We start from the raw sequence: 19,699 nt of genomic DNA, 5'->3' as shown, positions 1-19,699 counted from the left end.
GGCCAGGCTTGGCGTGCGTTTCATCACCGAGAGCGCCGTCATGCATTGGGACGGCGGCACGGCCGAGATCGCCTCGCTGCTCACCGGAGCGCGAGAGCAGCACGTCGCGGATTCGCTGGTCTTCGCCGGCACCAGCATGGCCGAGGACAGCCTTGCCGCCGAACTCGCCGCGCGCGGCATCCCCTTCACCGCGATCGGCGACTGCACCGCCCCGCGCCAGGCCGCCTTCGCCATCCATGATGGCCGCAGGGTTGCGCTCGGGCTGTAGCGTTTCCGGTAAGGGTACGGTCGCCGGGACGGCAAGCCTGCGGACAAGACCGCTGGGTGATGTGCCTTGATGCAGGATCTGGATTTTCGTCTGCGTTCCGGCATGGCAACTGTGTTGAAGTGCGGCGATTGAGGACGTCGCTTGTCGAGATACCCCCACCCCTAACCCCTCCCCTCAAGGGGGAGGGGAATTGGCAGGGGCTTGCGCTTGGCTAAATCGTCGACGGTTTCGCATGACGCCACATAGTCCCCCTCCTCCTTGAGGGGAGGGGTTAGGGGTGGGGGTGCTCTTATCGCGGCTTCGAAATTCGAAAAGCCAAGCAACCGCTCTACTTCGAGCAGCGGAAGGGAAGCCGGACCGCGCTGCCATCTCAACCATTCCGGAACGTTGAAGGGGGAGGCACCCGACAAAAGCACGGCCATACGCAATCGCCCTTCAACAAAACCGGGTTGACCGTCACTTCCGAACGTCCACTATGCGAAAGAGCGGGGCAGGCGGGAGACACCTCATGCTCAAACACGCCTTTTTTGTCGCGGCCTTCCTTGCCGCAGCCGTCGCAGGAAGCCCTTCCGGACGGGCGGACGAACCGACGGCCGCCCAGCGCATGTCAAAACCCGGCCCTGCGGAGGAGATGCTCGCCAGGCAGACCGGCCAGTGGGATGTCGTCGCCAGCCTGTGGCCGGCGCCGGGGGCAGAGCCGATCGTCGCGCGCGGGCTGGTGGCCGAACGCACCATGATCGGGCCGATCCTGCAGGAGATCATGAAGCCGGCGCCGGGCAGCAGCCAGCCCGATTTCACCCGCATCGACTACCTCAATTTCGACCGGGTCGAGGGGCGCTGGAAATATGTCTCCATGGACACGCGCTTTCCCGTCAGCATCATGCCGGCACGCAGCTTCGGCCCGGCGACGGAAGGCAGGATCGATGTCCAGTTCGAACCGCAGGGCTTCGTCGGCTTCGGCGCCGAGGTGGAAGGGCGCTTCATGGTTTCAGACATGGCGATTTCCGGTTCCGACGCCGATCACATGCTGAAGGAACAGCACGTCATGATGGCCGACGGCACAGGCAAAAGCTGGCTGTTCGTGCGCTACGAGTACACACGCCGCCATTGAAGCGGAGCCGGCTCACCCCTCCAGCCAGGCCGCCAGCTTGTCCAGCGTCTGCAGCCCGTATTCGACCGCGCCGAAGCCGATGACGATCCCGCGCCGTTCGCGGCTGGGGTGCAGCTGGCGCATGGTCAGCACCGTCTTGCCGTCGCTCTGCTCGTCGAAGGTCACCGTCACGCGGAAGCGGTCGGGGTCGTCCGGGTCGGCCGAGCCGTGCTCCATCACGATGCGTTCGTTCGGCACGATCTCCAGGAAGCGCACCAGGTTGGGGAAGCGCTGCTCCTTGCCCTCGAACGTGCCCACCATGTCGAAACGCCAGATCCCGCCTTCGCGGATGTCGGCTTCGTGGTTCACGACGCTGAGGCCGGTCGGGCCGAACCATTCGGCCAGCGCCTGCGGGTCCGTCCAGGCGGCAAACACCTTGGCGCGCGGGTGGTTCAAAAGCTTGACCAGCACGATCTCGCGATCGAGCGACCAGCTTTCGAGCGGCCTTGCTTCGTCCTTCGTCATCGCTCTTCCTTCGTGTCCAGATAGACTTCCAGCCGTTCCAGCCGCATGGCCCAGCTGCGGCGCTCCGCTTCCATCCAGTTCGCCGCCTCGTCGAAACGCGCCTTCACCAGCCGGCACCAGCGGCTGCGGCCGCGCTTCTCCGAGGTGATCAGCCCGCATTCCTCCAGCACCTTCAGATGCTGGGCGAAGGAAGGCAGCGCCATATCGAACGGCTCGGCCAGCACGGAGACCGGCACCTCACCCTCGGCCAGCCGCGACACCACCGCCCGCCGCGTCGGGTCGCTGAGGGCGTGGAAGGCAAGGTCGAGCGGGGTCGAATGGTAAGGCATGGGATTTTTTATGCCGGCCGGCGGGCGCGGTCAATGAAAGAAAGGCACTTGCCTTACTTTTTGAACTGACATAAAGGTGATTGCCTTAGTATTTGGCATCGGTTGTCGTCATAGCGCCTTGGACCAACGGTCAGGATGACCGTTGGAGCGCGCGACTGCGCGCCGCGTCCATTGGCGCGTAGCCAAGCGGCCCGGATGGGCCGCGCCGGCGATTGAGGTGTCCTGGATGTGACAACATCCAGGACTTATTAAACAAGAGGAGAACCCTGTGGCAGTTCGTGTCGATCTCAACATCTCGCTCGACGGTTTCGCGACAACAACCGACCAGACGCCCGAGCAGCCGATGGGGGCCGACTGGATGCGCCTCGTCGGCGCCTATATCGCGACGAGGACGATGCGTGAGCGCGTGTTCCACGACACCAGCGGCGCAGGCACGACTGGTATCGACGACCGCTATGCCAGCGCCTATTTCGAGAATATCGGCGCCGAGATCATGGGCGCCGGCATGTTCGGGCTGCACAATTTCCCCGACGACCCAGACTGGAAGGGCTGGTGGGGCGACGAGCCGCCGTTCCGCTGCCCGGTCTTCGTGCTGACCCACAAGACGCGGCCCTCGATCGAGATGGCCGGCGGCACGACATTCCACTTCCTCTCCACAACGCCTGAAGAGGCGCTGAAACAGGCTGAAGCCGTGGCCGGCGGCAAGGACGTGCGCATCGGCGGCGGCGCCAGCACCGTGCGCACCTTCCTGAAAGGCGGCCTCGTCGACCGCCTCCACGTCGCCATCGTCCCAATCCTGCTCGGCCGCGGCATCCGCCTGTGGGACGATCTGCGCGGCCTGGAAGAAGGCTACGCCGTGGAGTCGGAAACCGCCGAGAGCGGCGTCATCCACCTGACGTTTCGGCGGTAGAGGCGGTGCAGATGTGAACGCCTTAAGCGCGACCGTTGGGTGCGTCCTTCGAGGCTCGCCCACGAAAGGCCGCGCGTCCTTTCAGGTGACGTGCGGGCTCGCACCTCAGGATGAGGACCGCTGTGCGGCGTCCTCTAGGCCTCAATGTGCGAGCACTTCCGCAGAGGGAGATAGAAGCACCGACGCTGGTGTCACCAGCAACGCAGGATATCTATCTCTCCGATCTAGACCGAGGACACCGCCAACAGTTTTCGCCGCGAGCTGCACAACGGTCCTCATCCTGAGGTGCTCGCGAAGCGAGCCTCGAAGGACGCACCCAAAAATCCGTGTCGCGTCGTTTGAAACCGGATGCGTTTTTGGTGCGTCCTTCGAGGCTCGCCCATGAAAGATCGCGCTGTCCTTTCAGTCGACCTGCGGGCTCGCTCCTCAGGACGAGGACCGCTGTGCGGCGTCCTCTAGGCCTCAATGTGCGAGCACTCCCGCAGAGGGAGATAGAAGCACCGACGCTGGTGTCACCAGCAACGCAGGATATCTATCTCTCCGATCTAGACCGAAGACACCGCCAACAGTTTTCGCCGCGAGCTGCACAACGGCCCTCATCCTGAGGAGCTCGCGAAGCGAGCCTCGAAGGACGCACCTGAGAATCCATGTCGCGTCGTTTGGAACCAGATGCGTTTTTGGTGCGTCCTTCGAGGCTCGCTCACGAAAGACCGCGCTGTCCTTCAGTCGACCTGCGGGCTCGCTCCTCAGGATAAGGGAGGTCGTGCAAGACCTTCTCATTGCCAAGGAAACGTCCGGGCGCCGTGTCCTTCATCCTCATCCAGACCGAACACACCGCCAACAGTTCGCTGCGAGTTGCACAACGGTCCTCATCCTGCGAGCTGCACAACGGTCCTCATCCTGAGGTGCTCGCGAAGCGAGCCTCGAAGGACGCACCTGAAAATCCATACCGCGTTGTTTGAAACCAGCTGCGTTTTTTGGTGCGTCCTTCGAGGCTCGCCGATGAAAGACCGCGCTGTCCTTCAGTCGACCTGCGGGCTCGCTCCTCCGGATGAGGGAGGTCGTGCAAGACCTCGTCACTGCCAGGGAAACGGCCGGGAGCCGTGTCCTTCATCCTCGTCCAGACCGAAGACACCGCCAACAGTTTTCGCCGCGAGCTGCACAACGGCCCTCATCCTGAGGAGCTCGCGAAGCGAGCCTCGAAGGACGCACCCAACGATGCCCCGTCGTTGGAATCAGATCTTGCTGCGCACCAGCCCGGAGAGCCGCTTTTGGTGCGTCCTTCGAGGCTCGCCCGGCAAGGGGGCGCGATGTCCTTTCGGTCGACGTGCGGGGCGAGCACCTCAGGATGAGGGAGGTCGTGCAAGACCTCGTCACGGCCAGGGAAACGGCCGGGAGCCGTGTCCTTCATCCTCATCCAGACCGAACACACCGCCAACAGTTCGCTGCGTGCTACACAACGGCCCTCATCCTGAGGTGCTCGCGAAGCGAGCCTCGAAGGACGCACCTGAAAATCCCTATCGCGTCACCAGCAGTGCAGGAGCCCCGGCGCCCTCAAAGGGACGTCCGGGCGCTGTCGGTGATCAGCTTCAGCCCCAGCGCGCCGACGACCAGTCCAGCGGCGCGGTCGATCCAGGCCTTGGAGCGCAGGTAGACGGCTCTTGGCCCGCGCGAGGAGAAGCCAAGCGCCACGACGGTGTACCACATGGTCTCGTTGAGGAAGAGCAGCGGCGGCAGGGCGAACAGCATCCAGGTCGGCGTCGGCGAAGGCAGCAGCGCGGCGAACATCGACGCGTAGAAGATCGCCGTCTTCGGGTTGGACAGCTGCACGAACAGGGCGCGCAGGAACGACTTCCACAGCGTGCCGGGCCGCCCCGCCACCGTCTCGGCAACCTCGATCGGTTCGGGCGCGGCGCGCCAGATGTTGATGCCGAGCCAGACGAGATAGGCGCCGCCGGCCACCCTGAGCGCCAGGTTCAGCCATTCGACCTGCAGCAGGATCGCGGTGAGGCCGGCCATTGCGATGCAGGCGAACAGGAAGCCGCCGAGGCCCATGCCGATCGCCGCCATCACGCCGTCGGCGCGCGAGCTGGAGATGGCGATGCGCGACACCACGACGAAGCTGGGGCCCGGGCTGATGGCGCCGAGCAGGAACACTCCAAGGATGGAGAACAGGATCGCAAGGTCATGCACGGCGTATTCCTCCGCTTCGCTCCGGCCGCCCCAATACTGGCCCGGCTCGCTGCCGTCCGCAATGGCTCAGCCGGAACGATGGTTGTTCCATCTCCCGTCGGGTGAAGTCGTCCTGCCGCAACGCGGCACGCCCAGGCCCTTGAGGCCTTGCTTTCAGGCGTACCGGACAACGATGCTGCGTGAGCCGCACCGCAAGCGCCGCGCCGTCGATTTTCGCGCCGGGTCAAATCTCCAGGAACGAATGGGTGGTCGAGACATTGTGCTCCCGTACCGACACGGCTCCTCCGGAAAGGGATCACGACATGGCTAAGACTGGGGCGAAGACTGCGAAATCATCGGGCAGAGCCGCGACAATCCACGACCAGAAGCTTCTTCGAGGAGAAGGTGGGGAGCTGCATCAAGTCGCCGAAGGCGATGCGCCGGCGCTGACGACGGCGCAGGGCGGACCGGTTGCGGACGACCACAACACGCTGAAGATCGGTGCGCGCGGTCCGTCCCTGATCGAGGACTTCCACTTCCGCGAGAAGATCTTCCATTTCGACCATGAGCGCATTCCCGAACGCGTCGTGCATGCGCGCGGCTACGGGGCGCATGGGTTTTTCGAAACCTACGATTCGCTAGCCCAATACACCAGGGCCGACATCTTCCAGCGCGCCGGCGAGAAGACGCCGGCCTTCGTGCGCTTTTCCACCGTGGCCGGCTCGAAGGGTTCGTTCGATCTCGCACGCGACGTGCGCGGCTTTGCCGTCAAGCTCTACACCAAGGAAGGCAATTGGGACCTCGTCGGCAACAACATCCCGGTGTTCTTCATCCAGGACGCGATCCGCTTTCCCGACCTCGTCCATGCGGTGAAGCAGGAGCCGGACCGGGCCTTCCCGCAGGCCCAGACCGCGCATGACACTTTCTGGGATTTCATTTCGCTGACCCCGGAATCGATGCACATGATCATGTGGATCATGTCGGACCGTGCGATCCCGCGCTCATTCCGCTTCATGGAAGGCTTCGGCGTCCACACCTTCCGCTTCGTCAACGCACGCGATGAATCGACCTTCGTCAAGTTTCACTGGAAGCCGAAGCTCGGGATGCAGTCGGTGGTCTGGAACGAGGCGGTCAAGATCAACGGCGCCGATCCGGATTTCCATCGCCGCGATCTCTGGCAGGCGATCCAGTCCGGCAATTTCCCGGAATGGGAGCTGCGGGTCCAGCTGTTCGACCAGGCCTTCGCCGACAGCTTCGACTTCGACATCCTCGATTCCACCAAGATCATCCCCGAGGAGATCCTGGAGCCGATCCCGGTCGGGCGCCTCGTCCTCGATCGCATGCCCGACAATTTCTTTGCCGAAACCGAGCAGGTCGCGTTCATGACGCAGAACGTTCCGCCGGGCATCGACTTCTCGAACGATCCCCTGCTGCAAGGCAGGAACTTCTCCTATCTCGACACCCAGCTGAAGCGGCTGGGAAGCCCGAATTTCACGCACATCCCCATCAACGCGCCGAAGTGCCCCTTCCACCACTTCCAGCAGGACGGGCATATGGCCATGCGCAATCCGGTCGGCCGCGTGAACTACGAGCCGAACTCTTTCGAACCGGGGCCGCGGGAGTCGCCGCAACGCGGGTTCCGCTCCTTCGCGGATGCCGAGGAAGGCCAGAAGGTGAGGCTGCGGCCTGAGAGCTTTGCCGATCATTACAGCCAGGCTCGGCAGTTCTTCAACAGCCAGACCCCGCCCGAGCAGCGCCACATCGCCATGGCCTTGACCTTCGAGCTTTCCAAAGTCGAGACGCCGGTGATCCGCGAGCGAATGGTCTCGCATCTGTTGAACATCGATGAAGGGCTTGCCGACACGGTGGCCGACAAGCTCGGCCTCAAGAAGCTGCCCAAGCCCGCGGACGCCGCCGTCGCCACGCGCAAGGACCTGCCGCCGTCGCCGGCGCTCAGCATCATCGAAAATGGTCCCGACCGCTTTGTCGGCCGCAAGGTCGGCGTGCTGGTGAGCCCGGGTGTCGATGGCGATCTTTTGAGGAAGCTGCAGGCGGCAATCGAGAAGGAAGGATCCGTGATGGAGGTCGTCTCGCCCAAGGTCGGCGGGGTCGAGGCCTTCGACGGCAGCTGGATCGAAGGCCGCCACATGATCGATGGCGGACCGTCGGTGCTTTTCGATGCCGTAGCGCTGCTCGTCACGGAAGAGGGTGCCGAACGGCTGACCAACGAGGCCGCCGCGCGCGACTTCGTGGCCGACGCCTTCGCCCATTGCAAATTCATCGCCTACGCTCCCGGCGCCATCCCGCTGCTGCAAAAGGCAGGCGTGGACCCGGAAGCCGATGAAGGCCTCATCGTGCTGGACGGAAGCAAGGCGATCGCCTCGTTCATCCAGTCATGCCGCAAACTCCGCCTCTGGGGGCGGGAGATGGCGGTCAAGCTGTAGGCGGAGGACTGCGATGCAGATTGTCCGGACCGAAATTTCGCGTCCCACCGACGGCAGGACCGTTTTCGAGGTTCTGTTTTGCGGCGACGGCGACGAATGTGTGAGCGTGCGGGTGGCAGGCCAGCAGTTCGAAGCCGACGAGGCCATTCTGGCACGGGCCAGGACGCTCCTGCTGGAGACCGCCAGTTTCGGTCTGGCCGCAAACGAATATGACGCGGAGAGCAACGGCAATTTCGACGAGGTGGCCGTCACGGCGGCACAAAGCGAAGAAGGCGCCGTCTATGTCTTCGAATGCCGCGACGGCGAAGGCAGCCGCCTGCTTCCGCCATCCAGCATGGCGAGCTTCGAAGCCGCCCGCGCGGAGGCGCTGCGCTGCGCGGTCGACATGCTGGTCGATCTCGAGCCGGGCAAGGATGCCTTGACGGGCTGGCTTATCCGTATCCGGGACGCGGGCGGCGAATTGCTCTGCGTCATCGACGTCGAGGAGGCGGACGCCGCCCGAAGGGCAACGGAGGCGAACGGCCTGCCGGGTTGACCCTCATGCACGCAGCTTCCGTCGGCCGCATTGCCGATGCTGTGAGGCCTTTTGAGCAGGGCTATCGTATAGGGCGCAACGCCCTTCCTTGTCGCCGCTTCTCCGGCGGTTAGACCGCCGTAGACGCCATTTTCCCCCCGTTCGACGGGCAGGGCAATCGCGTATGGCGCATTACCCCCTCTCCGTCTCGCCCTACGGGCGATCCACCTCTCCCCCGCTTCGCGGGGGCGAGGAACCCAAGCTGGATAAGCGCCGGCGCTGCAGCTGCGACTCCTCGCCCCTGCCGAAGGCGGGGGAGAGGTGGATCGCCCGCAGGGCGAGACGGAGAGGGGGATCTCATACGCGATCGCCTGTCCGATTGGCGGACAAGTCCGCCAATCACTTGCAGCTCTTCACGGCCTCAAGCGCCTCGGTGCGGGACGCTTTCGGCAGATCCCCGATCCTTCGGACAGCGGCGTAGAATCTCGGGTAATCACCGGCGCATAGATCGAACAAGCGAAGAAATGCCGGGACCTGTTCGTTGTAGACGGCGCTGGCGGCAAGCTTGGCGTTGTTGATCGGTGCATCGACCCAGGCGTCGTATCCACGGTATCCGCCCCAGCGCCTGTCGCGCATGTGCCGGTAGCGCACGCGCAGCCTTTCGATCGTGGCCGCCTTGGCCGCCGCCATCTGCCCCGGTGCGCGGGAGCTTGCATAGACCTGATCCAGTTCGTCCTGCGTCTTCGCCAGCAGCCCGAGGAAATCGGCGCGGCGCTTGCGGGCGGCTTCATAGCGGCGCAGCCCGGCGTGGTCGCCATGCGCGCGCAGCCATTTCCGCACGCCGCTGGTTTCGACGGCAACGGCGAAAGCTTCGTTGAAGGCGGAATCGTCGTTCACATAGACGCGCTGATGCGCCAGTTCATGAAAGACCAGGCTTGCAATATCGGTGTCGTCCTGGCGCAGCATGGTGCTGAGCAGCGGGTCGCTCGACCAGCCGAGCGTCGAATAGGCGGTGACGCCGGCAACATAGACGTCCAGCCCCTCCTGCTGCAGTTGGCCGGCGGTTTCAGCCGCGGCCTTCGGATCGAAATAGCCCTTGTAGGGGACACAGCCGAAAACCGGAAAGCACCAGATGCGCGGCGTCAGCGAAAATTGCGGCGCGGCAAACACCGCCCAGGTCACGGCCTCGCGGCCGATGTCGACATAGCTGCGGTAACTGCTGTTGTCGGGCAGGCCCAGTTCGTCCGTCGCGAACCGCCGGATGGCGCTTGCCGATGCCAGCTTGGCGCGCAATGCCTCGGGCGTCGCGGGATTCTCGATCAGTCTTGCGACATTCTTCCGCGCCGCCATGATCTCGACATGGCCTTCCAGCGAGGCCGCATAATAGGAAATGCTGGTGCAACCGGCCACGCTGGCCGTCGTGATCGCCGCCACGAGCAATCGAAATACGCGCTTCACGGCAGCCCCGCCATGTTCCCGATAATCGGTCTCAAACAGGCGCGGCGATTCTCGTCAAGGGCCTGCAAGGGGCAGGCGATCGCGCTTTGGCGGAATTGGCCGGCGCTGTGGCCGGGATGTCGGCTCAGCATCTCCGGCGGCATGTGATGACGCCGACATCCGTCCAACTAACCGGAACCCGGCTCGCAGCCGTCGCGTTCGACTTGCAGCGACTGAGGAACCGTATGATGGACATCGCACCGCAACTGGCGTTTTCCGGGGAGTGCCGACAGGCCTTCGAATTCTATGCGCGACTGATGGGTGGCGTCATAACGGTGATGAACACCTTCGGCGGCAATGAGGACAAGGCGCTGCCGCCGGGATCGAGCGCGGCCGCTTCCGATCGGGTCCGCTATGCCGAACTCAGCCTTGGCCAGTCCGTGCTGCGCGGCAATGACGTGCCCGCCGACCAATCTGTGCCGATGCAGGGTTTCAGCGTTTCGCTGCACGTCGAAGGCGCCAATGAGGCGCGCCGCCTCTTCGAGGCGCTGAGCGAAGGCGGCACCGTCACCACGCCGCTGACCAAGGTCGACTGGGCCGACGCGTTCGGCATGGTCACGGACCGGTTCGGCGTGCCGTGGCTGGTGCTTGGGATGAAAGCCTAGTTGACGCTCCAAGCGCCGTCCGCTTCGCCTTGCGGCTTTTGCGTGAACTCCGCAATCAGATGGTCGGCGACCGTTCGGACGGACGGAAGCTGCCCGCGCCGATGCGGCATCAAGAGTGTCGTCGTCACGCCGCGTGCCGTCCAGTCCGGCAGGACACGGACAAGAGCGCCGGCTTGGATCGGCCCCGCGCAGAAGCTGCCGGCCAGGCAGGCGATCCCCAGCCCCGCCTTGGCGGCTTCCAGCAGGGCGACGGTTTCGTTGGCGACATAGCGCGGCGCCGGCGTCACCTCGGCAACGGCGCCTTGGCCGTCCTGCAGCGTCCAGACCCTCTCCGAAGATGAAGCCATCAGCCCGTCGAGCCCATTCGCTTGCTCGGGCCGGGACGGCATGCCCCTGTCGCGGACGTAATGCGGCGCCGCGACGAGCCAGGCAGGGTCGTAGGCGATGCGGCGCTGCACCAGATCGGCATCCGGCAAGGGAGCGAAGTGGTTGCGGATGGCGATGTCGAAGCCTTCCTGCACGATGTCCACGAACCGGTCGGAGACGTCGAGCACGATGCGCAGTTTCGGGTAGCTTGCCGCGAGACGTGGAAGCAGCGGCGCCAGCCGGAATTGGGCGACCGGCATCGATGCCGTGATCCGCACCGTGCCGCTGGGCTCCGTCAGGCGGCCCTTGATGACATGCTCCGCCGCCTCCGCTTCGATCAGCATGGCGGCGGCATGGCGATGGAAATCCCGGCCGATCTCGGTGACGGCAAAGCTGCGCGAGGTCCGCTGGATCAGCCGCACGCCGATCGCCTTCTCCAACTCGGAAAGCCGTTTGCTGAGTGTGGATTTGGGGATGCCCAGGGCGCGTCCGGCCGCGGCGAAGCCGCCATGATCCACCACCTGGACGAAAGCGAGGAGATCGTTGAGGTTCAGCATCCATCGTTCCTGAATGTGGACGATAGGTTCACAATTACCCCACTACTGCCCGGGCGTCCAACACCGCATCTTTTGGCAGACGCCGTCGATGGGGCGGCAAGCAAAAGGATGCAGGATGGCCAACATCTCGATTATCGGCCTTGGTGCCATGGGGCAGGCGCTCGCCGCCCGTTTTCTCCAACAGGGCCGCGCGGTCACGGTCTGGAACCGCACGCCCGGCAAGGCCGCCGCACTGGTCGCGCAGGGCGCGCGCGAGGCTGCCTCCGCAACTGAGGCCATTGCCGCCGGAGACGTCACCGTGATGTGCGTGCTGGACTATGCCGCCGCGAATATGGTGATCGAGGATGCGGCCCCGGCCTTTTCCGGCCGTGCGCTGGTCAACCTCACCAATGGCACGCCGGCGCAGGCGCGCGCCACGGCCGAGCGGGTCGCTGCGCTGGGCGGTGCCTATCTCGACGGCGGCATCATGGCGAGGGCCCCCCCGGGGGGGGGGGGGGCCCCCGGGTGGGGAGGACACGGGGGCGAGACCGGGGGGGGGGGGGGCGGCCGCCCCCCGCGCGGCCGCCGCGCCCCCCCCCATGGCGACGCCGCCGATGATCGGCGGCGAGCACGCGTTGATCCTCTACAGCGGATCGAAGACGGCTTTCGATGCGCATGCCGGCACGCTCGAGGACCTCGGCGCCGCCACCTATGTCGGGGCGGATGCCGGGCTGGCGTCGCTGCATGATCTCGCGCTGCTCAGCGGCATGTACGGCGTCTTCGCGGGCTTCTTCCACGCCACGGCGCTGATCGATTCAGAAGGCATCGGCGCGGCTGCGTTCTTCAAGCTGCTCGGCCCCTGGATGGCTGCCATGATGGGCGAGCTGCCCGGCTATGCGCAGAAGATCGACAGCGGCAGGCACGGCGTCGATGTGGTGTCGAATCTCGGCATGCAGAGCGTCGCCCTGGCCAACATCCTTGCCGCAACGCGCGAGCAGGGCGTCGCCACCGACCTGCTCGCGCCCATGCTGGAGCTGTTCCGCAGGCGCGCCGAGGCCGGCCACGGGGAGGAGGATATTTCGGGCATAGTCGAGCTGATCCGCCGCCGCTGAAGGCCTGCGCCCCCGGCGTTCCGTGGCTGCAGGGAGCGCCGGGCTCAGCCCTTCCTGCCGGTCAGCCGCTCCAGCGCGTCGACGATCAGGTCACAGAATTTGGCGTGGTCGAGCTGCATCGCCACGCTGTGGCGAAAGCTCATCTGCTCGCTGGCCGTGCCACCGAAATGGCGCATGCCGCCCATCTTCTCGAAATTGCAGACCGTCATGCCCTTGGTCCAGCGGCCGGCGGTCTCGACGCGGATGTCGGCCTTCTCGGTGGTGAAGACGCTCGGGTCGATCAGGGCCGCGACGCAGCAGGCGTCGTGCACGGCGGGATGTTCGATCTGCAGCAGGCCGCCGTGCGTGGTGGCGATAAACTTCCAGATGTCGAGGATGAACTGGCTGATCGGCCCGCCGACGGCGCGCACCCGGTCCTGCAGCTCGGGGGTCGCCAGCGCCTGGTGGGTGAGGTCGAGCCCCACCATGGTCACGTCCCAGCCGGCCCGGAACACCACGTCGGCGGCCTCCGGATCGCCATAGATGTTGTATTCTGCCGCGGGCGTGATGTTGCCGCGCGTATAGCTGCCGCCCATCGCCACCACCTTCTTCACCCGCTCGACGATGCGCGGCTCCTTGCGCGCGGCCAGCGCGATATTGGTGTAGGGGCCGACCGGCACCAGCGTCACCGTCTTCGGCTCATGCGCCATCACCGTGTCGATGATGAAGTCCACGCCATGGCGCTTGTCGAGTTCGAAGGAGGCCGGCGGCAGCACCGGCCCGTCCAGCCCGGTATCGCCATGGATCTCGATGGCCAGCACCTGGTCGGAGATTATCGGAACGGGCGATCCCTTCGCCACCGGCACCTTGATGCCGTAGGCGGTGCACACCGAAAGCGCGTTGCGCGTGGTGTTCTCGACATTGTGGTTGCCGGACACCGTGGTGATGCCGAGCAGGTCGATGTTCGGGTTGCCCGCCGCCAGCAGGATGGCGATGGCATCGTCGTGCCCGGGATCGCAGTCGAGGATGATCTTTTCCATGGGGTCCTTTCGCGGTCGCGCGATTACAGACCGCCCCGTCGGCCGCCGTCAAGCGCGGCCCGTGCCGGTCTGGTGCAAGCGGGCAGGCCGGTGTAACCCTTGCCCCCTGGCTTTTGAGGTCACGTGACCGTCAACACGGCGAGGATCTCCCTTGGACGACACATCCACCGACCCAATCTGGCTCGTCTTGTCGGTCGCGGGGGCCGATCGCGACCTTTCCATCGCCATGCGGGAACAGCCATGGTGGAATGAGCACGCGGCATTCATCAATGCGCTTGTGGACGAGGGCAACGTGCTGCTGGGCGGGCCTCTGCCCGACGAAGGTGGCGCGCTGCTGGTCATGCGCGCTCCCGATGCCCAGACCATCCGCGATCGCCTCGCAGGCGACCCTTGGTATGTGAACAAGATCCTGAGACTGGTCGACGTGAAGCGGTGGGAAATTCTCATCGACGAGTGGGCCGGCGCACGCTGAAGGGGGCGCCGTGGCGAGGGCCGTGAAGGCTTGGGAAACCCATCAGCCGCGAGGGAACAGGCGTCCTGACGCTCCGGAATGAGGCTCGGCGGGAGCTACAGGCGTGATCTCGATCGCCGCGCTTCTGCCTGCGATCAATCTGATGCCTTCGGGCATAGGGTCGATGCGTATGCGGACCGGGATACGCTGCGCGAGCCTGACCCACGAGAAGGTCGGCAAGACCTTGGGCAGGAGATTGCCGGCGTCGCCGCGCTGGTCGTCGGCAATGGCGGCCGCGATGCTTTCCACATGGCCGGTGATGTCTATGTCGTCACCCATCAGCCGAACCCTGGCCCGGTCGCCGACCGTGATCTGCCTCAGCTTCGTTTCCTCGAAATATCCCTCGACCCGCAGCGAGGCGGTGTCGATCAGCGCAACCGCTTGCGCACCTGCCTGCACGAAGTCTCCCGGGTGGATGGCCAGATTGGTGATGATGCCGCCGACGGGAACCCTGACGGAGGAGTGCTCGAGGTCGAGCATGGCGAGCTGGCGGTCGAGTTCCGCTTGCTGATGGCTGGCTTCCGCCTGCCGGGCGGCGGTTTCCGCCTGCTCCAGCTTTTGCCGGGTCACCGTCGCGTCGCTGAGCCGGCGATAGCGGGCAAGGTCGCGATTGGCCATGTCGAGCGCGGCCTTGCTGCCTGCGACCCTGGCTTCCGCCATTTTCAGGGCGAGGGCGAATCGCGCCGGATCGATGCGGAAGATCACGTCGCCGGCATGAACCTCTTCATTGTCATGCACGGGCACCTCGCTGATCAGGCCGGACACGTCTGGCGCGATGCGCACCACATCGGCGCGCACGCGCCCGTCCCGGGTCCAAGGCGCCTGCTCGTAGCGTGCCCACACCGGCAGCACGATGAGTGCGGCAAGCGCCACGACAAGCAGGGTCAAGGCGTAACGGCCGAACAGAGAAGGCTTCATGGGAACAGTCCGGTATGGTGCTGCAGCAGCAGGGCGAAGATGATGGCGAAAATGGCCATTTCGACCAGGGGGCCATGGGCCATCGCGCGGTCGATGCCCGCGGCGGAGAGGAGGCGGATCACCGCGACGGTCGCGGCAAGCGCGATGAGGGCGAACACCAGCAGGCCGGGGATGAGGACGCCGCCGATGTCGAGATCGGCGATCATGATCCGCGCTCCCCGCTTTCTGTAGGGCCGAGGGCGAACCGGAGGTCGACAAGCAGGTCGAGCAGCTGTCTACGGTTTGCGATCGAGCTGCCGGCAACCAGCATCAGCAGTGTTTCGGTTCGCCCGATCAGAGAGCTGGTTTCGCCGGGTTCCCTCCGGGGGGCCGCGCCGAAGCGGACGGCAATCGCCGAAAGGAGCTCGCCTGTTTCCTTGCCGATTGTGCCGCCTGGGGCCGTCTTGTGGAGCTGACCGACTGCATGGCCGATGCGAAGATGGCGCAGTGTCTCGTCGAGCATGTCAGGGGCCGACATCGAGGAGAGGCCGAGCCTTGGCAAAAGCAGCGCGGCGCGGTCGACCATCAGGCTTGTCCAATGTCTCTCGTCGGGCCCCGCACCGCGCGCCCGCCGCGCGACGTCCCTCCGGCTGGACCGGAGCAGCCGGTGGATCGCCGCGTCGACCGGTACGGTCTGGAACAGGGTCATGCTCACCACCGCAAAGGCAGTTCCCGCAAACAGCGCGACGACGCTGTTGAGCGACTCTGCGAAACCGCCGGTGTAACTGGCGCCCAGCCCGCCGAGGAGGGGGACCGTCAGCGTGATGCCGAGCGCCATGAAGGTCGTCTGGGGCCGGGCTTGCAGCGAACCGGCAAACAGCATCGCCGGCGCAAGCACCGCGACGAGCACGGCGAAGTCCGTGACGCGCGGAAGGATGACGAAGTTGTAGGCTAGGCTGATCGCCACGCCATAGACGGAGCCGATCATGTATTTGACGACGTTCGGCGCCGGCGTGTCGACATTGCCGAATAGGGCGCAGGCCACGCCGAGGATCGAGACGGCCATTCCGCCGTCCGGCCATGCCGACCATATCCAGAAGGCACAACCGAGCACGATGCCGGCGGCGGCGCCGGCCGCGGCGCGGGCCGCCATCCAGCCATCGCGATGGTAGACATAGCGGCCCGCGCCTCCACCCCAGTGATAGGGCTCGTCGTCCTGCGATCTGGCGGCGATATCGCGCCCGAGCCGGTCGCAATCGTGCAGCAGGCCGATCATTTCTGCGAGGTGACCGGCAAGATTGGCGGCGAGCTGCTCGGCATGGGCCCGCGCGTCAGCGCCGATCCATGCCCGAAGCAGCCGCGCGCGGCCGATCAGGTGGATTGCAACGCTGTCCCGCTCGGACACGTCCGTGGATGTGATCCAGGCCTCGACCTCCCGCAGCAGTTCGGCCAGTTCATGGGGCTGGCTTGGTGTGCCGCCGGCGAGGGCATGAATACGCTCCTCGATCTCCGCTGCGAGCGGGAGCAGTCGCGCGAGCCGGACATGGATCCGCTGCAGTCTGTCACGACGCGGCGTGAGAAGAACCGGATCATAGGGCAGGTGCGTCGCAAGTCCCTGCAGCGCCAGAAGGTCGGCCGCGAGCTGATGGCGTTCGCGGCGCGTTTTCGCTTCCGGCAATCCCTTCAGCGCATCGCCCGCAAGCCGACGAGCATCCCGTAGCGTTGCCGACAGTTTGCCGGTGAACAGGCAGGTCATCGGCTTCGGCAGGACAAGGCGATGCACCAGAACGGCACAAAGGATTCCGAGCGAGATCTCCTGCACCCGCACTGATGCGGTATCGAAGACCGCGCCAGGATCGAACACGCTCGGAAATCCGATCAGGCTCGCGGTATAGCCGGCAAGGACGAAGGCATAGGCGCGCGGCGTGCGGTCGAGCAGCGAGAGATAGAGGCACAGGCCGATCCACAAGGCGAGCGCCACGCTACATGCCATCGGATCGTTCACGAAATTCGGAACGATCGCCACCGTTGCCGCGGCTCCGACGATCGTCCCTGCGAAACGGTAGACGCCGCGGCTGAACGAGGCGCCGGCCGAAGTCTGCGAGACGATGTAGACGGTGACGATGGCCCAGGAAGGCTTGGGCAACCCGACGCTGAGTGCGATGTAATAGGCGAGCATTGCCGCGGCGAAGGTCTTGACCGAGAACAGCATCGCCTCGGCATCCGCCTTTGCGGCGGGACTTCGGAGCAGGTGCGCGAGCGTGGCCTGGATGCCGGCTCCGGTCAGGGAAAAGCGATGCGCGGTGATCATGCCGGCTAAATGGTGGCATTGCGCGGCAAGATAAATCCGATATTCTGTCAAAAAATACCTGAATCTTGCCAATCCCCATGCGCACCTCGGCCGTCACCGTCTTCGATCCCGATCTTACGGATCGGCTGGCAGTCGCGCGTCAGCTCGATTTCGTGGATTACGAGGCGGAAGTGCCGATGCACACGCATCGCAAGGGTCAATTGATCCTCGCGCTGCATGGGGCGGTCACCTGCACCGCCGACAACGAGATCTGGATCGTGCCGCCCAATTGCGGCGTGTGGATCCCGGGCGGAGTGCCGCACAGTGCGAGAGCGACCGCGAATGCCCGGCTGAGTTACCTGTTCGTGGAACCGGGAGCGGCGCGTTTGCCGCAGGAATGCCGCACCCTGTCGATCTCCCCGCTGATCCGGGAAATGATTGATCGCCTGGCGCGGGAGCGCGCCGACTACCCGCTGGACAGCCACGCCGCCCGACTGGCCAGGGTGACGCTCGATGAACTGTCCGAAATGCCGCATGAGCGCTTCAACCTGCCCATCTCCGGCGATCCGAAAATCCGTGCGATGGCGGCCGCCCTGACGACTGACCCTTCCGACCGCAGCACGCTCGGCGAATGGGCGAAACGCGTGGCGATGAGCGAGCGGTCGCTGGCCCGTCTCATGATCCGCGAGACCGGCCTGACGTTCGGGCGTTGGCGGCAGCAACTGCACCTTGTCGTCTCGTTGCGGGAACTGGCCAGCGGCGCGACGGTGCAGGCCGTGGCGGCCGAGCTCGGCTACGATTCCGTCAACGCCTTCATCACCATGTTCAGGAAGGCCACGGGAAGCACGCCGGCACAGTATTTCGCACGGCGCCGGCTGCTCGAAGTCACGAAACGCGCATCGGAGGAATGACGGTTTTGGTATGGTTTCGGGATGGCGCTGCTATCCGCGCCGGGCGTCCCACAGCGTGATCAGCCACAGCACCAGCCCGGCCAGCGAGAGGGCGCAGCCGACATAACCCGCCGAAGGGAAGCCGTAGCCGGCGGAGATGGCGAGGCCGGCGAGCCACGGGCCGAGCGCGTTGGCGACGTTGAAGGCGCTGTGGTTAGCCGCGGCGGCCAGTGTCTGGGCGTCGCGCGCGACATCCATCAGATAGGTCTGCAGCACGATGGCAAGCCCGGTGGTGCAGCCGACGAGGAAGACCACCAGCGAGATCGACCACAGCGAGCCGACCGAATAGGGGAAGGCGAACAGCGCGGCGGCGCTGGCGACGATCAGCACCGTCGCGGTCGGCTTGCGCGCCTTGTCGGCTGCCCAGGCCGAAACCAGATTGCCCAGCGTCATGCCGACGCCGAACAGGCCGATCACCAGCGGCACCACGCGCGGGTCGACCTTGGTGACTTCGAGCAGGGTCGAGGCGGTGTAGGAATAGACCGCGAAAAGCCCGCCGAAGCCGATGGTGGCCGTGGCCAGCGTCAGCAGCACCTGGCGGTTGCGGAAGGCGCCGAGTTCCCGCAGCGGGCTTGCCGCTTCGTCGGGCCTGTCGCGCGGCGCGAACAGCGCGACCATGATGAAGGTGGCGAGCGCCAAGAGGCCGGTCAGCGCAAAGCCCGCCTGCCAGCCGAAGGCCTGGCCGAGATAGGTCGCGGCCGGCACACCGACGATCGTCGCCACGGTCAGCCCGAGCATGACGCGGGCGACCGCCGTGGTCCGCTCCTTCGGGCCGACCAGCGATGCCGCGACCAGCGCCGCGACGCCGAAATAGGCGCCATGCGGCAGGCCGCTCAGGAAACGCAGGACAAGCAGCCATTCATAGTTGGGCACCAAGGCGGTGAGGCAGTTGGTGACGCCATAAGCCGCCATCAGCGCCATCAGCAAGGTGCGGCGCGGCACGCGGGCCGACAGCACGGCGATGATCGGCGCGCCGACGACGACGCCCAGCGCATAGGCGCTGATCGCATGCGCCGCTTTCGGCTCGTCGATGCCGAGCCCGGCCGAGATATAGGGCAGCAGGCTCATCGCCGCGAATTCGGTCGAGCCGATGGCAAAGCCGCCGATGGCCAGCGCCAGCATTACCAGCCAGGGCTGTACGGCCGGTTCGCTTTCGACAACGTCTGTCTGGGAGGTGGACAAGAGGCGGCTCCTGCGCTGCGTTGCGCATAGTCATGCTGCACTGCAATATCCGCTCGCACCGGCAAGGGCAATGCTGCCAGCGCATCGCAGCGCATGGTGCAGCCTTCTTCTCCCTCGGTAGTCACTCCAGCCCGGAGCGAGCGCCAATGCTTGCGGGGCGCTATCTCCCCCCTTGCGGGGGAGAAAGCGATTTCAGCATCTTAGACGAGCACGCCCTTTGGGGCGGCGCAGGCTAAGTGCTAGAAATCGCAAGAGAGGGGACATCCAGCCGCAACGCTGACAATCAGCGTCTCGCATTGCCGAGGAAGCAGTCTCTTGCCTATAGGCCCCTCAGCTGAAGCTCCCCTCTCTTGGATTTTCTACGACTTAGCCTGCGCCGCCTGCGGGCGTGCTCGTCTAAGGTCGTGAATGTCCAGCGGATAGAGGGGTTACATTTTGAACCGGATAGATGGGTAACACTTTTCCCCCTATGACACGGCAGC

18 protein-coding genes and 2 pseudogenes are annotated in these 19,699 nt (G+C 65.3%); 10 read left to right on the top strand and 10 right to left on the bottom strand.

Annotated features, from left to right (window positions below):
- Together L4923_RS28445 and L4923_RS28440 are read left to right on the top strand one after the other, a co-directional pair.
- A pseudogene (locus L4923_RS28445) lies at nucleotides 1-268 on the top strand (oxidoreductase); the annotation flags it as partial.
- A 508-nt stretch (nucleotides 269-776) separates the two neighbouring features.
- Nucleotides 777-1,379, top strand: a complete 603-nt coding sequence (locus tag L4923_RS28440; protein ID WP_239370470.1) for a DUF1579 domain-containing protein — start codon at nucleotides 777-779, stop codon at nucleotides 1,377-1,379.
- A gap of 12 nt (nucleotides 1,380-1,391) precedes the next feature.
- On the opposite strand, the gene L4923_RS28435 is transcribed toward L4923_RS28440, so the two are convergent.
- Nucleotides 1,392-1,883 carry an SRPBCC family protein gene (locus L4923_RS28435; RefSeq protein ID WP_239370469.1) on the bottom strand — a complete coding sequence of 164 codons (492 nt, stop codon included), beginning with the start codon at nucleotides 1,881-1,883 and terminating at the stop codon, nucleotides 1,392-1,394.
- A complete protein-coding gene (locus tag L4923_RS28430) occupies nucleotides 1,880-2,212 on the bottom strand; it encodes an ArsR/SmtB family transcription factor (protein WP_239370468.1) in 333 nt (110 codons plus the stop codon). Before L4923_RS28430 ends, L4923_RS28435 begins: the two co-directional genes overlap by 4 nt.
- A 268-nt stretch (nucleotides 2,213-2,480) precedes the next feature.
- Here L4923_RS28430 and L4923_RS28425 point away from each other — a divergent pair, with 268 nt between their 5' ends.
- Nucleotides 2,481-3,122 (top strand): dihydrofolate reductase family protein, encoded by a 642-nt coding sequence (locus L4923_RS28425; RefSeq protein ID WP_239370467.1) that lies wholly within the window; start codon nucleotides 2,481-2,483, stop codon nucleotides 3,120-3,122.
- A 1,554-nt stretch (nucleotides 3,123-4,676) separates the two neighbouring features.
- Here the strand turns inward: L4923_RS28425 and L4923_RS28420 are convergent.
- Entirely contained in the window at nucleotides 4,677-5,315 is a 639-nt protein-coding gene (locus tag L4923_RS28420) for a LysE family translocator (protein ID WP_239370466.1), read from the bottom strand.
- Nucleotides 5,316-5,617: 302 nt separating this feature from the next.
- Here L4923_RS28420 and katE point away from each other — a divergent pair, with 302 nt between their 5' ends.
- Nucleotides 5,618-7,738, top strand: a complete 2,121-nt coding sequence (gene katE / locus L4923_RS28415; protein ID WP_239370465.1) for a catalase — start codon at nucleotides 5,618-5,620, stop codon at nucleotides 7,736-7,738.
- 13 nt (nucleotides 7,739-7,751) lie between these two features.
- Nucleotides 7,752-8,273 carry a DUF6894 family protein gene (locus tag L4923_RS28410; protein ID WP_239370464.1) on the top strand — a complete coding sequence of 174 codons (522 nt, stop codon included), beginning with the start codon at nucleotides 7,752-7,754 and terminating at the stop codon, nucleotides 8,271-8,273.
- A 378-nt stretch (nucleotides 8,274-8,651) separates the two neighbouring features.
- Here L4923_RS28410 and L4923_RS28405 read toward each other — a convergent pair whose 3' ends face one another.
- The gene (locus L4923_RS28405) at nucleotides 8,652-9,710 is read right to left on the bottom strand and encodes an aminopeptidase (RefSeq protein ID WP_239370463.1); all 1,059 of its coding nucleotides are present in this window, start codon (nucleotides 9,708-9,710) and stop codon (nucleotides 8,652-8,654) included.
- 227 nt (nucleotides 9,711-9,937) lie between these two features.
- On the opposite strand from L4923_RS28405, the gene L4923_RS28400 reads away from it, so the two are divergent.
- Nucleotides 9,938-10,354, top strand: coding sequence for a VOC family protein (locus tag L4923_RS28400; protein ID WP_239370462.1), 417 nt, complete (start codon nucleotides 9,938-9,940; stop codon nucleotides 10,352-10,354).
- On the opposite strand, the gene L4923_RS28395 is transcribed toward L4923_RS28400, so the two are convergent.
- On the bottom strand, nucleotides 10,351-11,277 hold the full coding sequence (locus L4923_RS28395) for a LysR substrate-binding domain-containing protein (RefSeq protein WP_239370461.1): 927 nt from the start codon (nucleotides 11,275-11,277) through the stop codon (nucleotides 10,351-10,353). The two genes, L4923_RS28400 and L4923_RS28395, sit on opposite strands and share 4 nt — an antisense overlap.
- A 13-nt stretch (nucleotides 11,278-11,290) precedes the next feature.
- Here L4923_RS28395 and L4923_RS28390 point away from each other — a divergent pair.
- Together L4923_RS28390 and L4923_RS28385 are read left to right on the top strand one after the other, a co-directional pair.
- Nucleotides 11,291-11,683, top strand: a pseudogene (locus tag L4923_RS28390) (NAD(P)-binding domain-containing protein); the annotation flags it as partial.
- Between the two features lie 172 nt (nucleotides 11,684-11,855).
- Complete coding sequence (locus L4923_RS28385; RefSeq protein ID WP_239370472.1) at nucleotides 11,856-12,368, top strand: imine reductase family protein; 513 nt, start codon at nucleotides 11,856-11,858, stop codon at nucleotides 12,366-12,368.
- A gap of 44 nt (nucleotides 12,369-12,412) precedes the next feature.
- Here L4923_RS28385 and L4923_RS28380 read toward each other — a convergent pair whose 3' ends face one another.
- Complete coding sequence (locus L4923_RS28380) at nucleotides 12,413-13,387, bottom strand: nucleoside hydrolase (protein WP_239370460.1); 975 nt, start codon at nucleotides 13,385-13,387, stop codon at nucleotides 12,413-12,415.
- Between the two features lie 151 nt (nucleotides 13,388-13,538).
- Here L4923_RS28380 and L4923_RS28375 point away from each other — a divergent pair, with 151 nt between their 5' ends.
- On the top strand, nucleotides 13,539-13,859 hold the full coding sequence (locus L4923_RS28375; RefSeq protein WP_239370459.1) for a YciI family protein: 321 nt from the start codon (nucleotides 13,539-13,541) through the stop codon (nucleotides 13,857-13,859).
- Nucleotides 13,860-13,901: 42 nt separating this feature from the next.
- Here L4923_RS28375 and L4923_RS28370 read toward each other — a convergent pair whose 3' ends face one another.
- From L4923_RS28370 to L4923_RS28360, 3 genes are read right to left on the bottom strand one after another with little or no spacing between them, the layout of a single operon-like run.
- Nucleotides 13,902-14,816, bottom strand: a complete 915-nt coding sequence (locus L4923_RS28370) for an efflux RND transporter periplasmic adaptor subunit (RefSeq protein ID WP_239370458.1) — start codon at nucleotides 14,814-14,816, stop codon at nucleotides 13,902-13,904.
- Nucleotides 14,813-15,022, bottom strand: a complete 210-nt coding sequence (locus L4923_RS28365) for a DUF1656 domain-containing protein (RefSeq protein ID WP_239370457.1) — start codon at nucleotides 15,020-15,022, stop codon at nucleotides 14,813-14,815. The genes L4923_RS28370 and L4923_RS28365 overlap by 4 nt, the downstream gene beginning before the upstream one ends.
- Nucleotides 15,019-17,106 (bottom strand): FUSC family protein, encoded by a 2,088-nt coding sequence (locus L4923_RS28360; protein ID WP_239370456.1) that lies wholly within the window; start codon nucleotides 17,104-17,106, stop codon nucleotides 15,019-15,021. The genes L4923_RS28365 and L4923_RS28360 overlap by 4 nt, the downstream gene beginning before the upstream one ends.
- 77 nt (nucleotides 17,107-17,183) lie before the next feature.
- Here L4923_RS28360 and L4923_RS28355 point away from each other — a divergent pair, with 77 nt between their 5' ends.
- The gene (locus tag L4923_RS28355; protein ID WP_239370455.1) at nucleotides 17,184-17,996 is read left to right on the top strand and encodes an AraC family transcriptional regulator; all 813 of its coding nucleotides are present in this window, start codon (nucleotides 17,184-17,186) and stop codon (nucleotides 17,994-17,996) included.
- Nucleotides 17,997-18,026: 30 nt separating this feature from the next.
- On the opposite strand, the gene L4923_RS28350 is transcribed toward L4923_RS28355, so the two are convergent.
- Nucleotides 18,027-19,217, bottom strand: coding sequence for an MFS transporter (locus tag L4923_RS28350; RefSeq protein WP_343304375.1), 1,191 nt, complete (start codon nucleotides 19,215-19,217; stop codon nucleotides 18,027-18,029).
- Between the last annotated feature and the right edge of the window lie 482 nt (nucleotides 19,218-19,699).

This window comes from Terribium retamae, from assembly GCF_022347545.1.
In the GTDB taxonomy this organism is placed as follows: Bacteria; Pseudomonadota; Alphaproteobacteria; order Rhizobiales; family Rhizobiaceae; genus Mesorhizobium; species Mesorhizobium retamae.
The sequence above is the reverse complement of the archived record's forward strand: the minus strand, read 5'-3'. Positions and strand labels throughout refer to the sequence as shown.

What these genes read in the sequence shown, in the direction of transcription:
- L4923_RS28385 (WP_239370472.1), top strand. Translation starts at nt 11,856, where the DNA reads ATGGCGACGCCGCCGATGATCGGCGGCGAGCACGCGTTGATCCTCTAC.
- L4923_RS28365 (WP_239370457.1), bottom strand. Translation starts at nt 15,022, where the DNA reads ATGATCGCCGATCTCGACATCGGCGGCGTCCTCATCCCCGGCCTGCTG.
- L4923_RS28360 (WP_239370456.1), bottom strand. Translation starts at nt 17,106, where the DNA reads ATGATCACCGCGCATCGCTTTTCCCTGACCGGAGCCGGCATCCAGGCC.
- L4923_RS28380 (WP_239370460.1), bottom strand. Translation starts at nt 13,387, where the DNA reads ATGGAAAAGATCATCCTCGACTGCGATCCCGGGCACGACGATGCCATC.
- L4923_RS28410 (WP_239370464.1), top strand. Translation starts at nt 7,752, where the DNA reads ATGCAGATTGTCCGGACCGAAATTTCGCGTCCCACCGACGGCAGGACC.
- L4923_RS28400 (WP_239370462.1), top strand. Translation starts at nt 9,938, where the DNA reads ATGGACATCGCACCGCAACTGGCGTTTTCCGGGGAGTGCCGACAGGCC.
- L4923_RS28440 (WP_239370470.1), top strand. Translation starts at nt 777, where the DNA reads ATGCTCAAACACGCCTTTTTTGTCGCGGCCTTCCTTGCCGCAGCCGTC.
- katE (WP_239370465.1), top strand. Translation starts at nt 5,618, where the DNA reads ATGGCTAAGACTGGGGCGAAGACTGCGAAATCATCGGGCAGAGCCGCG.
- L4923_RS28430 (WP_239370468.1), bottom strand. Translation starts at nt 2,212, where the DNA reads ATGCCTTACCATTCGACCCCGCTCGACCTTGCCTTCCACGCCCTCAGC.
- L4923_RS28355 (WP_239370455.1), top strand. Translation starts at nt 17,184, where the DNA reads ATGCGCACCTCGGCCGTCACCGTCTTCGATCCCGATCTTACGGATCGG.
- L4923_RS28395 (WP_239370461.1), bottom strand. Translation starts at nt 11,277, where the DNA reads ATGCTGAACCTCAACGATCTCCTCGCTTTCGTCCAGGTGGTGGATCAT.
- L4923_RS28435 (WP_239370469.1), bottom strand. Translation starts at nt 1,883, where the DNA reads ATGACGAAGGACGAAGCAAGGCCGCTCGAAAGCTGGTCGCTCGATCGC.
- L4923_RS28370 (WP_239370458.1), bottom strand. Translation starts at nt 14,816, where the DNA reads ATGAAGCCTTCTCTGTTCGGCCGTTACGCCTTGACCCTGCTTGTCGTG.